7 protein-coding genes and 1 pseudogene are annotated in these 13,206 nt (G+C 42.0%); all 8 read left to right on the forward strand.

The window, feature by feature from the left end; translation table 11 throughout:
• Positions 1-118: 118 nt before the first annotated feature.
• A pseudogene (locus K1I71_RS09615) lies at positions 119-7,123 on the forward strand (endo-beta-N-acetylglucosaminidase); the annotation flags it as partial.
• Between the two features lie 723 nt (positions 7,124-7,846).
• Positions 7,847-9,046 (forward strand): phosphoglycerate kinase, encoded by a 1,200-nt coding sequence (locus K1I71_RS03250; RefSeq protein WP_223330215.1) that lies wholly within the window; start codon positions 7,847-7,849, stop codon positions 9,044-9,046.
• 135 nt (positions 9,047-9,181) lie between these two features.
• Positions 9,182-9,709, forward strand: a complete 528-nt coding sequence (locus K1I71_RS03255) for an FUSC family protein (protein ID WP_223330216.1) — start codon at positions 9,182-9,184, stop codon at positions 9,707-9,709.
• A gap of 76 nt (positions 9,710-9,785) precedes the next feature.
• Positions 9,786-10,142, forward strand: a complete 357-nt coding sequence (gene glnR, locus K1I71_RS03260) for a transcriptional repressor GlnR (RefSeq protein ID WP_045591749.1) — start codon at positions 9,786-9,788, stop codon at positions 10,140-10,142.
• A gap of 34 nt (positions 10,143-10,176) precedes the next feature.
• Positions 10,177-11,523 (forward strand): type I glutamate--ammonia ligase, encoded by a 1,347-nt coding sequence (gene glnA / locus K1I71_RS03265; RefSeq protein WP_223330217.1) that lies wholly within the window; start codon positions 10,177-10,179, stop codon positions 11,521-11,523.
• Between the two features lie 113 nt (positions 11,524-11,636).
• Positions 11,637-11,957, forward strand: coding sequence for a PadR family transcriptional regulator (locus K1I71_RS03270; RefSeq protein WP_112444454.1), 321 nt, complete (start codon positions 11,637-11,639; stop codon positions 11,955-11,957).
• Complete coding sequence (locus tag K1I71_RS03275) at positions 11,957-12,532, forward strand: DUF2812 domain-containing protein (RefSeq protein WP_223330232.1); 576 nt, start codon at positions 11,957-11,959, stop codon at positions 12,530-12,532. The genes K1I71_RS03270 and K1I71_RS03275 overlap by 1 nt, the downstream gene beginning before the upstream one ends.
• Positions 12,533-12,566: 34 nt before the next feature.
• A complete protein-coding gene (locus K1I71_RS03280; protein WP_023943403.1) occupies positions 12,567-13,079 on the forward strand; it encodes a DUF2812 domain-containing protein in 513 nt (170 codons plus the stop codon).
• Positions 13,080-13,206: the final 127 nt, after the last annotated feature.

Consider the following 13,206-nt stretch of genomic DNA (forward strand, 5'->3'; position numbering starts at 1 on the left):
TCACCTTGCCGTACTCAAGTACTGTCTATGGCTAGCTTCCTAGTTTGCTCTTTGATTTTCATTGAGTATTAGTTCTGCTTTAAGTGTGAAACATGATACATTTTTAAAGGAGAGGAATATGAAAAACTCTATTTTTGAAAGACGTTGTCGCTATAGTATTCGCAAGCTTAGTGTTGGTGCTTGTTCCTTGATGATTGGTTCTTTTTTATTTGCTTCACCAGTATTGGCGAATCAAGTAGAGATAGCCAACCAAGAGGCAAGTGTGGCACTTGCTCATCCTACAGGGGAGCAAAAGGAGGATGAGACTGTTCGTGACAATCAAGTTTTAGCAGAAACCAGCCCTGAAACGGTAGCTAAAGAGGAAGTGCCGGCTCTTGAAAAGACGGCTCCTCAAGATTCCGTTCAAGTGACAAAGGAAGCAGTAGCGGAACAGGCAAGTTCGGTAGTTTCCCCTCAAGTAACCTTAGAAGAGAAGAAAGCAGAAGCGCCAGTAGCTGTCAAGGAGGAAGCGAATATTTCAGGGGAAGCGCTAGCAAAAGTAGAAAGCAAGACCTCTGAAAATCAAGCTGTAAAAGAAGAGGACACAATTTCTGAGGTGACATCAACCACAAAAGAGGCAGGCATCTCGGTTCAAGGAAGGGAGCGAGAAGCAACTCCAAGCAAAGTCTTGTCCGATGTTCCAGAAAAGACTGAAACCAGCTTAAAACCAAAGGAAATTAAGTTTGATACCTGGAAGGAATTGTTGGCTTGGCAACCGGGTGAACGAACTGATGATGCTATTAACCGTGCGTCCGTTGCCTTAAAAGAGCGGCACCAAGGTCACGTCATTAACGAGAAGGCTTCTACCAAGGCAAAAGTTCAAGCGCTATCAAATACCAATTCCAAGGCCAAAGACCATGCCTCCGTTGGGGGAGAAGAATTTAAGGCCTATGCCTTTGATTATTGGCAATACTTGGATTCGATGGTTTTCTGGGAAGGTTTAGTTCCAACACCGGACGTGATTGACTCTGCTCACAGAAATGGTGTCCCGGTTTATGGAACCCTCTTTTACAACTGGGGAGACAATCTCAAAGATCAAGAGCGCCTCTTAGAATCCTTGCAGCAGGATGAAAACGGACATTATCCAGTTGCTCGTAAATTGGTCGATTTGGCTCATTACTATGGATATGATGGTTACTTTATCAATGAAGAAACAGATGGCGAGTTAGTCGATGGCAAGGGAATTCAAATGCGAGAATTCATGCTGGATGCTAAAAAATACGCTGCTGAAAAAGGAATTGATTTCAAGTGGTCATGGTACGACGCGCTTAGCTATGGCGGTGGTCGTTACCACATGGATGGTGTTGGTAAGTGGAATAAAGAATACCTCCAAGGTGAGGATGGTCAAGTACCAGCTGATTTCTTCTTTGCTAACTTCAACTGGAACCAGGATAAAAATGATGCTACGATCGATTGGACAGAATATGTTGGCAGAAGTCCATTTGATGTTATGGCTGGTTTGGAATTGCAAAAAGGGGGTTCTTATAATACCAAAGTAAACTGGGATGCTCTTTTTGATGAAAATGGCAAACTCCGTTTATCCTTGGGCTTGTTTGCCCCTGATACCATTACAGGGATGGGCAAGACAGGAGATGCTTACCACGATCATGAAAATATTTTCTGGACAGGCTATCAAGGGGATCCAAGCAAACAAAAACCAAAAGACAAGGATTGGTACGGGATTGCCAATCTGATTGCAGACCGAACACCGATTGTAGGAAGCACCTTTAGCACTTCCTTTAATACTGGGCACGGAAAAAAATGGTTTGTCGACGGTAAGGTAGCCAAGGATAGTGAATGGAATTACCGTTCCGTTGCAGGAGTTCTACCAACCTGGCGCTGGTGGGGTCGTTCGAATAAGGAGCGCTTACAGGCCGGTTACGATTTTGATGACGCCTACAATGGGGGCACTTCTCTCTCCTTTAAGGGGAATTTAGCAGCCAAGACCATCCAAGATGTTAATTTGTACTCAACAAAAATTGAGGTCAAAGAAGGCAGTAAGTTAAAGGTTGCTCACAGAGGTGGAAAAGGGGCAGATGTCTATATCGCAGTCTCCACCAGCAAGGATTATAGTTATGACGATCTGAATAATTGGAAAAAACTAGAAGTTTCAGATGATTGGACGGTCAATAGTTTTGACTTATCAGAACTATCTGGAAAAACCATCTATGGCATTAAACTGGCCTTTGCAAACAGTGAAAAGGCAGACGGCTACCACTTTAATCTAGGTGAATTAAGCATTTCAGACCAGAATCAAGCGCCTGCCAAACCACAAGAGCTTCAAGTTCTAGCACAAAAATTGCAAAATGCGCAAGAAGCCGAAGCTGTTCTTCGCTTTAAGGGTGACCAAGCGGCGGATTATTATGAAGTTTATGCCAAAAATGGCGATGAATGGAAACTTCTTACTGGTTCATCCAATACCAATATCTATGTGCCAAACCTATCTCGAGATGCAAACCAAAAAGGGACTAAACAGACCTTGAAAGTTGTAACAGTTGGGAAAAATGGTCTTCGTTCAGAAGGAACTCTGGTTGATTTTGACTGGGGAATGACAGTTGAAGACACCACAAAACCAGCTGCTGCAGCTGAAAATGTCGTCTTGGGAGCCCAAGTTTTAAACTCTACTTTCCGAGATGGGGGTAGCGAAAGTATTGATGGTATGTTGACAGGTACGATTACCAGCTTGTCTGACAAGTGGTCTAGTGACCAATTGAGTGGTAGTGTTGATATTCGCTTAACCAAGCCTCGCACTATTAAACGTTGGGTTATGGACCATGCTGGTGCTGGTGGGGAATCTGTCAATGATGGTTTGATGAATACCAAAGACTTTGATTTGTACTACAAGGATCAAGATGGACAGTGGAAACTGGCTAAATCTATCCGAGACAATAGTGAGCACGTGACAGATGTGACACTAGATCAAGCTATTACTGCTCAAGATTGGCGCTTAGATGTACTGGTGTCAGATAATGGGACTCCTTGGAAGGCCATTCGGATTTACAACTGGAAAATGTACGAAAGCGAAGATCTAGAATCTCCAAATATCCCGATGGATCAGGTGTCTGCGAGAAGTTTAGACCAAGCTCATGTTCAATTAGGATTTAAAGATGTCCCTGCTGGCGCGACCATTCACGTTTACAGTGATGCTAAAGCAGAGCATGAAATTGCTCAACTGACTGCAACCGATGCTGGTGCTCTGTCTAGTCTACCTTTGTCCTTCGCTCAAAAACCAGCCCGACTCTATTACCGTACGGCTCTAAAAGGCAAAGAACTCAGTAACATCCTAACTGTTGCAGTTCCAGAAGCTCAAAAAGTCATCCAGTCTGTTACCCTCGAGTCTGCTCCTGAGAAAGTTCTCTATCGCACAGGGGATATTTTGAATCTTTCAGATGGTCTGGTTCGGATTCGCTATGCAGGTGATCGAGAAGACGAATTGATCCATCTCAGCAATCCTGCTATTAGTGTTTCAGGCTATGATGCGCAGAAACTGGGAGAACAAGTCTTACACTTCTCTTATTTAGGTCATGAGATTGCAAGCCCAGTCACCATTCGGGTAGCTAGTGAAGCGGAAATGGGACCTAAAAAAGTGGTACAACTAGATCTGCTCAAACAACCAAAAGTGAGCTATGTTGTTGGAGAAGACCTCAACCTTTCCAAGGGGCTCTTTAAAGTTCGTTACGATGATGGCAGTGTTGAGCGCCATTCCTTGGACGAAATCAAGGATAGCTTGACAGGCTATGACAAGAATCAATTTGGTCGTCAAAAAGTTTCCCTATCCTTTAAGGACCAGCCGATCGAACTGGATGTCATCGTTTCTCTACCGCCGGCACTCAATGATGAATACTTGAGACAACGCCTAGAAGAGGCACGTCATAGTCTCAAAAAACCAGTCTATACCTTTGCTAGCAAGGAAGCTAAACAGCAATTTAAAGATGCCGTGAAAGCCTCCGTAACCCTTCTTGGTTCGGAAGATATAACTCAAGAAGCCATCAATAAGGCTTTGAATGACCTGAGCCAAGCCATCAGTTCCCTAGATGGTGGCACTCTGTATAAGCAAGAGGAAGAGCAACTCCAAGCTCTTGTGACAGAAACCAGTCAATTGATTGAAAAACACCCAAGTCATAAATTGGCTACTCAGTTGAGTACTCTCTTAAGTGAGGCCAAAGAAGTCTTGGCTAAAGAAGGTGTTACGCCAAAAGAATTCAAGACTAGTATTGAAGCCCTCAAAGCCCAATTAGCGGTCTTTAAGGAAAATCCAGACGCCCAACAAGAAGATGAGCGAACAGAGCTTCGAAAAGTTGTCTCTTTGGATGCGGGTAGAAAATACTTCTCTGTTGCTCAAATCAAGGAATTGGTGGACCAGTTAGCCCAATACGGCTACACAGACCTCCAATTAGCGCTTGGAAATGACGCCCTGCGTTTCCTACTGGATGATATGGCGATTGATGGGTATTCCAGTCAAGCAGTTAAAGAAGCTCTTCAAAAAGGAAATAATTCTTACTATAATGATCCAAATGGAAACTTCTTGACCCAGGATGAAATGAACGAAGTCATTCGCTATGCCAAGGAGAAGAATATCGGCATTATTCCAGTCATCGATAGCCCAGGGCACATGGATGCAATTCTTCATGCTATGGAAGAGTTAGGAATTGAAAACCCAAGCTTTACCTATGGTGATAAGACCTCAAAACGTACGGTGAATCTTTATAGTGATCAAGCCATCTCCTTCACCAAGCAGTTGATTGAAAAATATGCAAGTTACTTCTCTGGTAAAACCGACATCTTTAATATTGGTTTGGATGAATATGCCAATGATGTCTTTGATTCGCCAGGTTGGTCCCAATTGCAGGCCTACAAGAAATGGCCAGATGCGGATTGGTTGCCACAAAAAGGCTACGATAAATTCTTAACCTATGCCAATGATTTAGCAGCTATTGTTAAGAAATACCAACTCAAACCAATGGCCTTTAATGATGGCATCTACTACAATGAAGACAGTAGTTTTGGAGAGTTTGACAAGGATATCATTGTTTCCTACTGGACTGCTGGATGGAGTGGATTTGATGTTGCTTCTCCAGATTATTTGGCCCAAAAAGGACACACCATCTTTAATACCAATGATGCCTGGTACTTTGTTTTGGGACGTTACAATGCAAATCAAGGTTATTATAATCTTAATCAGGGCTTAGACGGTATCCAAAAAACACCACTGGCTAACGTTCCAAAAGCAAATGGAAAAGAAATACCAATTGCAGGTAGTGTAATCGGTATCTGGGCTGACAAACCAGAACTTCATTATTCAAAACTCCACGTGGCCAAATTGCTCAAGGCTTTTGCAGACAAGAATGCTCCTTACTTTAAGGCAGACTATAGTGGCTTGTTGAAGGAAGAAGCCGTCCTTCCAAGTGATTTAAGTCTCTACACAGAAAGCAGCGTGAAGAAACTCAAAGCTGTTTTAGCAGATGTAGAAGCCCTAGTCAAGGATTCTACTCGAACCCAACAAGGCGAAATCGACAGTCTTACACAACGCTTAAAAGAAGCCCGTCTTCAATTGAAAGCAATCGATTCTGAACAAGTTCAACCACAAGTGGATGAAAGTCTGGCGAAAAAACGTGTTGTTTCACTGGATGCTGGTCGCAAGTATTTTGCAGCGAGTCAAATCAAGGAATTGATCGATCAGCTGGCGACTTATGGCTACACAGATTTACATCTAGCTTTGGGAAATGAAGGCCTCCGCTTCCTTCTAGATGACCTATCCTTGACGGTTAATGGCAAAGAGTATGCCAGCGATGCCGTTAAGAAAGCCCTCCAAGCAGGAAATGATGCCTACTACAAGGATCCAAATGGAAACGCATTGACCAAGGCTGAAATGGATGATATTTTGGCCTATGCCAAGTCTAAACATATCGGAGTTATTCCAGTTATCAACAGCCCTGGACATATGGACGCTATTTTAGTAGCCATGAAGGAGTTGGGCATTCAAGATGCAAACTTTAACTACTTTGGAGAAAAAGAATCAGCTAGAACCGTTGATTTGGAGAATGCAGAAGCTGTTGCCTTTACAAAGGCTTTGATCAAGAAGTATGCGCAGTACTTTTCTGGTAAGGTAGAAATCTTTAACATTGGTTCAGACGAATACGCTAATGATGCTATCGGTGAACCAGGATGGAGTGCGCTCCAAGCCTATAAGAAATGGCCAGGATATGGCTTCCCAGAAAAAGGCTACGATCGCTTTGTAACCTATGTCAACGACCTTGCAGCCATTGTTAAAGAACAAGGTTTAAAACCGATGGCCTTTAACGACGGTATCTACTACGAAGAAGATAGTTCCTATGGACAGTTTGATAAAGATATCATTATTTCCTACTGGACGGGTGGATGGAGTGGCTTTAATGTAGCATCTCCAGCCTATCTAGCTGACAAGGGGCACGCTATCCTAAATACCAATGATGCTTGGTATTATGTCCTCGGTCATGAAGATAAAGGCCTGTACAACTTGGATAAAGCCCTTGCCAATATGGGTAAAACCCCGATTAGATCTGTTCCAAAAGCGGAAGGTGTTGAGATTCCAACGATCGGAAGTATGGTAGCGATTTGGGCAGATGATCCAAGTGCTACCTACGATGTCTCTCGTGTCACAGACTTGCTGAAGACCTTTGCAGACAAAAATGCGAACTTCTTCCCAGGAAATGCCAGCATCCTTGAAAAAGAACTGGCAAAACTTCCAAAGGATTTGACTCGCTATACGACCGATAGTGTTCGTGCACTTGAAAACGTTTTGGATCAATTGGTTCTGACACCGAAACGAGCTCAGGAAATGGAACCCCTTCTTTCTGCCTTGGAACTAAAAGCAGCCCTCTTAGACTTGAAGGAAAAACAAACCCGAGTGGATGTGATAGCTGTTCCATACCGTACTGTTGAGCGTAAGGATGATACGCTTCCTCAAGGGGAACGGCGCCTTGTTCAAGCTGGAAGTCTTGGTAGAGAAGTTTTGGTAGGCTTGATTGATGTGGTAGATGGCAAAGAAGTTGTCCGTTTCCTTGGCAAAGAAGTTCAGGCGCAAGCGGTGGATGAAATTGTCTTGGTTGGAACCAAAGTTGCACAGGCACAAGTGCAACCGGATAACAATTCTCAGGACTCATCACGAGGGGAAAGCCCAGTAGAAGAGCCAGTTACTCCGACTCAACCAAATTCTGAACCAAGTGGAGAGTCAACACCTCCGACGGATGCAGTAAGTTCACAAGAGCCTACGGTTGTAGTGACACCAATTTCCCTTTCAGAAGGCAGAAATGGACAAACAAATCCTGCCTCAGTCTCAGAAGCGACTAGCTCTGCTCAAAGTCCAGCGAGTCAAGCAGCAATATCTGCTGACAGCAAGAAAGCAGAGGAAAAAACTTCTCGGAAAGAAACTGGAGAAACTGCAAGCGCACCAAAAGAAAATAAATCGGCTACCCCATCTGATAAGAAGACGGATGAAGCGGCCTCTGCACAAGTAGCTAGTCAGGCAGAAACTGGAACGAGCAGTAACTTATTGCCTATCTTTGCCTTACTTGGACTAGGTGCCCTCAGTTATCTTTTGTATGTAGCTGTAGCTCTAGGGAAAAAGAAAGAAAAGAAAGACTAAAACAGTCTGAAAATTTCCTTCTTCACAGAAGTAAAAAAGAAGGTACATGAAAAAAGAGAGTCTGGGACGAAAGGTTCCGGTCTCTCTTTTAGCATTTCAGGCAGAAAACTTGTGAAAATTTTCCCTTATGGATTAAAATATGGTATAATGGTCTCGTAAAAATTTTTAAAGGAGTCTTTCCAAATGGCAAAATTGACTGTTAAAGACGTTGAATTGAAAGGGAAAAAAGTTCTCGTTCGTGTTGACTTCAACGTACCTGTAAAAGATGGCGTGATCACTAACGATAACCGTATCACTGCTGCCCTTCCAACGATCAAGTACATCCTTGAACAAGGCGGACGTGCAATCCTCTTCTCTCACCTTGGACGTGTAAAAGAAGAAGCGGATAAAGAAGGCAAATCCCTTGCTCCTGTAGCGGTTGACTTGGCTGCTAAATTGGGTCAAGATGTTGTCTTCATCCCAGGTGTTACTCGTGGTGCTGAATTGGAAGCAGCTGTTAACGCTCTTGAAGATGGACAAGTTCTCTTGGTTGAAAACACTCGTTACGAAGATGTTGAGGGCAAGAAAGAATCTAAAAACGATCCTGAGCTTGGTAAATACTGGGCATCACTTGGAGATGGTATCTTCGTAAACGATGCATTCGGTACAGCTCACCGTGCACACGCATCTAACGTTGGTATCTCAGCAAACGTTGAAAAAGCAGTTGCTGGATTCCTTCTTGAAAATGAAATTGCCTACATCCAAGAAGCAGTTGAAGCTCCAGAACGTCCATTCGTAGCCATCCTTGGTGGTTCAAAAGTTTCTGACAAGATTGGTGTTATCGAAAACTTGCTTGAAAAAGCGGATAAAGTCCTTATCGGTGGTGGGATGACTTACACATTCTACAAAGCACAAGGTATCGAAATCGGTAACTCACTTGTAGAAGAAGATAAATTGGATGTGGCGAAAGCTCTTCTTGAAAAATCAAACGGCAAATTGATCTTGCCAGTTGACTCAAAAGAAGCGAATGCTTTTGCAGGCTACACTGAAGTTCGTGATACTGAAGGTGAAGCTGTTTCTGAAGGTTTCCTTGGACTTGACATCGGTCCAAAATCAATCGCTAAATTTGACGAAGCCTTGACTGGTGCCAAAACAGTTGTATGGAACGGACCTATGGGTGTATTTGAAAACCCTGACTTCCAAGCTGGTACAATCGGTGTCATGGACGCGATCGTGAAACAACCAGGTGTGAAATCAATCATCGGTGGTGGTGACTCAGCTGCCGCAGCAATCAACCTCGGACGTGCAGACAAGTTCTCATGGATCTCTACTGGTGGTGGAGCATCGATGGAGCTTCTAGAAGGTAAAGTTCTTCCAGGACTTGCAGCCTTGACAGAAAAATAAGATTTCATAAATAAATCAAAGAAGAGAGGGATGAAAGTTCCTCTTTTCTTTTACTCGAAATAAAAACGCTTCCTCTCAACTATTGCTCATAAAATCACCCAAATTATGATAAAATGGAAATAGAAAGTTGAGATTATGAGTTATTTTAAAAAATATAAATTTGATAAGTCACAGTTTAAACTGGGAATGAGAACCTTTAAAACAGGGATTGCTGTTTTTCTAGTTCTCTTGATTTTTGGTTTTTTTGGCTGGAAGGGGCTTCAAATTGGAGCGTTAACAGCGGTCTTCAGTCTACGAGAGAGTTTTGATAAGAGTGTCCATTTTGGAACTTCGCGTATCTTGGGCAACAGTATTGGTGGGTTTTACGCCCTTGTCTTTTTTCTCTTAAACACTTTATTTCATGGAGCCTTTTGGGTAACCTTACTAGTTGTTCCAATTTGCACCATGTTAACCATTATGACAAATGTTGCCATGAACAACAAGGCAGGAATTATTGGTGGTGTAGCGGCTATGTTGATTATTACCCTATCAATACCAAGTGGAGAAACATTTTTGTACGTGTTTGCGCGCGTATTTGAAACATTTATGGGAGTTTTTGTCGCAATCCTTGTGAATTATGATATTGAGCAACTGAAACTCTTTTGGGAGAAAAAAAGAAAATAATGTTACATTTTATGACATTATTCGTTGACGTTTGTCTTTTTTTAGACTATAATAGACAGAAAGAAGGAAATTGTAAATGAAGGAAAGAGAATTTCGCCGAAATATGGCTGTTTTTCCTATCGGCAGTGTTATGAAATTGACCGATCTCTCGGCGCGTCAGATTCGTTATTATGAAGATCAAGAGTTGATTAAACCTGATCGAAACGAAGGAAACCGTCGCATGTATTCATTGAATGACATGGATCGTTTGCTTGAAATCAAAGATTATATCTCTGAAGGTCATAATATTGCTGCGATTAAGAAAAAATATGCTGAACGCGAGGCGAAGTCCAAGAAAACTGTGAGTCAAACTGAGGTGCGTCGTGCACTTCACAATGAACTCCTCCAACAGGGACGTTTTGCTTCAGTACGATCGCCTTTTGGTCGCGGTTAGGAACCGCAAGTAGTCATATTTAAGGAGAACGCACATGCCAATCACAGCTGCAGATATTCGTCGTGAAGTTCAGGAAAAAAATGTAACCTTTATCCGTCTCATGTTTTCAGATATCTTGGGAACCATGAAAAACGTCGAAATTCCTGCTACAGATGAACAGTTAGATAAAGTCTTGTCAAACAAGGCTATGTTTGATGGATCTTCTATTGAAGGTTTTGTACGTATCAATGAGTCAGATATGTACTTGTATCCAGACTTGGATACATGGACAGTCTTCCCTTGGGGGGATGAAAATGGAAGTGTTGCAGGTTTGATCTGTGATGTCTATACAACAGAAGGAGAACCTTTTGCAGGTGACCCTCGTGGCAATTTGAAACGCGCTCTTCGTCACATGGAAGAAGCGGGATTCAAATCTTTTAACCTTGGTCCAGAGCCAGAGTTCTTCCTCTTTAAACTGGATGAAAATGGGGACCCAACCCTTGAAGTGAATGACAAAGGTGGCTATTTTGATTTGGCGCCTACTGACCTTGCGGACAACACACGTCGTGAAATCGTTAATGTCTTGACCAAAATGGGATTTGAAGTAGAAGCGAGTCACCACGAGGTTGCGGTTGGACAGCATGAAATTGACTTCAAGTACGATGAAGTTCTCCGTGCTTGTGATAAGATTCAAATCTTTAAACTTGTTGTTAAAACCATTGCTCGCAAACATGGTCTTTACGCAACCTTTATGGCGAAACCAAAATTTGGTATTGCTGGATCAGGTATGCACTGTAATATGTCCTTGTTTGATGCAGAAGGAAACAATGCCTTCTTTGATCCAAATGATCCAAAAGGAATGCAGTTGTCAGAAACGGCCTACCATTTCCTTGGTGGTTTGATCAAACATGCATACAACTATACTGCCATCATGAACCCAACGGTTAACTCATACAAACGTTTGGTTCCAGGTTATGAAGCACCTGTTTATATCGCTTGGGCTGGTCGTAACCGTTCGCCACTTGTGCGCGTGCCAGCTTCACGTGGTATGGGAACTCGTCTCGAGTTGCGTTCGGTGGACCCTATGGCAAACCCATATATCGCTATGGCTGTCCTTCTAGAAGTTGGATTAAGCGGAATTGAAAACAAAATTGAAGCACCAGCTCCTATCGAAGAAAATATCTACATCATGACAGCTGAAGAGCGTAAGGAAGCTGGAATTACTGACTTACCATCAACTCTCCACAATGCCCTCAAAGCTTTGACTGAAGATGAAGTGGTCAAGGCAGCCCTAGGTGAGCACATCTACACTAGCTTCCTTGAAGCGAAACGTATCGAGTGGGCTAGCTATGCGACCTTTGTTTCGCAATGGGAAGTTGATAATTATTTAGATCTTTACTAATAAAGAAGAAAGATTGCCTGAGGGCGGTCTTTTTTCTTGTGTTTTATATCGAGGTGTGATATATTTTATATAACGAAGTGCGATATATCGAACTGGATAGGAGGTGGCTATAAATGGAATTAACGGATAAGATTCGTCGAGTTTATCTTCCGATGACGGAAACGGGTTTTTATATCTTGTTCTGTCTGCAAAAGGAAGGTCATGGTTATAGTATTACGCAAAAGGTCAAGGAGATGACAGATTCGCAAGTTTCGATTAGTCCTGGGACTATGTATGGAACCTTGTCAAAGATGGAAAAGGATGGTTTGATTTCCTTTGTCCGAGAAGAGGAGAAACGTAAAATCTATCAGATTACAGACTTGGGACGAAAAGTCTTAGATATTGAATTGAAACGTATTGAACGGCTCTATAGAAACAGTCTGGAGGGAAGATGATGGAAAAGAAGGTTGTTTATAGAATTGCTACCATTGCGGATTATGATAGAGAGGCTTTATATCTTAGAAAAAGGCATGCTGAGGGCTGGAAACTTAAGGAAGTAACCTACTCTAACTTAGTAGTTGCGGTTAAGTATACTTTTGAAAAGTGCCAACCGGAGCAGGTGTCTTATCAGTTGGACTTTTATCCTATGAAAAAATCAGAGAGAGCCTCCTATTTACAATTATTTAAAGACTGTGGCTGGGAGCATATTACAGACTTTAATGGGTTTTCCTACTTTAGAAAGCTTCGTTCTGGAATTGAGTCGGATGCCGAGTTTGAAATTTATAATGATGCGGCCGGGAAGTTAGCTATGGTCAAACGGATTTTAACGAGGCGGATGCTTCCTATTTTGCTTCTCTTTTTAGCTTTACTACCGGTTTTCTCAAAGTCTGTCACTGGAGGTAGTTCTTTCAGTTGGGAAATGTTTTTGATTGCTAGTATACACTGTACTTTATTAATAGTTTATACGATTCAGATTTCTTATATTTTTTGGAGATTGTTTCAAAAGTGGAAAGAATTATCTGATAAATAACGCCAGGCATGTTTTCTAATTTTGGAGTAAGAAAATGAATAGCAGAGTAGAATTTCGGATTTTCACCATTGTTGATTTGGACAAGGAAGAAGAATATTTACATGAGATGCATTTGAAAGGTTGGAGGTATAGAACGAGTCGTTTTGGTTTGTTCTATTTTGACCAATGTCAACCAGACGATGTCATCTACTGTATCTATGATTCTAGATTTCTTAAAAAGTATAAGTATGAACTGCAAGATTTTAGAAATAGAGGTTGGGAATTGATAGGAGCAGGTTCTTGTTCGATTCTTCGTAAATCGTCTTCTAATTTACTTCCAGAGGATCAAGTCTATATGAGTAAGGGGCTCAGATGGGAAGTTATGCGAAATAGACTTCGTTCATGTACAGTTGCTTTCTCAGGCGGTCTTGTTGTTTGTATGAGTTCGTTTAGAGAAGATCTTTCTATGTCTTTCTTCATTATTTTTGTTTTATATGCTCTTATGATTTCTTATCTAATCTATGGTTTTTTTAGACTTAAAAGGGCATACCGAGTAGATAAACAGTAAGGTTCTAGGTCTTTAGACTGATTTTTAGCACTCTTGATAAAAGAGTGCTAATTTTTTGAGTTTTTGTCTTGACATTCTCTTTTAAGGGTGTATAATAGAATCATGAGTTAGCACTTGAGCGTATCGA

It is taken from the genome of Streptococcus mitis, assembly GCF_019929545.1.
GTDB classification, from domain to species: Bacteria; Bacillota; Bacilli; order Lactobacillales; family Streptococcaceae; genus Streptococcus; species Streptococcus mitis_BU.

Bases quoted from the DNA above. Each gene is read 5' to 3' on its own strand.
- K1I71_RS03250 (WP_223330215.1), top strand. From the start codon at position 7,847: ATGGCAAAATTGACTGTTAAAGACGTTGAATTGAAAGGGAAAAAAGTT.
- K1I71_RS03255 (WP_223330216.1), top strand. From the start codon at position 9,182: ATGAGTTATTTTAAAAAATATAAATTTGATAAGTCACAGTTTAAACTG.
- glnR (WP_045591749.1), top strand. From the start codon at position 9,786: ATGAAGGAAAGAGAATTTCGCCGAAATATGGCTGTTTTTCCTATCGGC.
- glnA (WP_223330217.1), top strand. From the start codon at position 10,177: ATGCCAATCACAGCTGCAGATATTCGTCGTGAAGTTCAGGAAAAAAAT.
- K1I71_RS03270 (WP_112444454.1), top strand. From the start codon at position 11,637: ATGGAATTAACGGATAAGATTCGTCGAGTTTATCTTCCGATGACGGAA.
- K1I71_RS03275 (WP_223330232.1), top strand. From the start codon at position 11,957: ATGGAAAAGAAGGTTGTTTATAGAATTGCTACCATTGCGGATTATGAT.
- K1I71_RS03280 (WP_023943403.1), top strand. From the start codon at position 12,567: ATGAATAGCAGAGTAGAATTTCGGATTTTCACCATTGTTGATTTGGAC.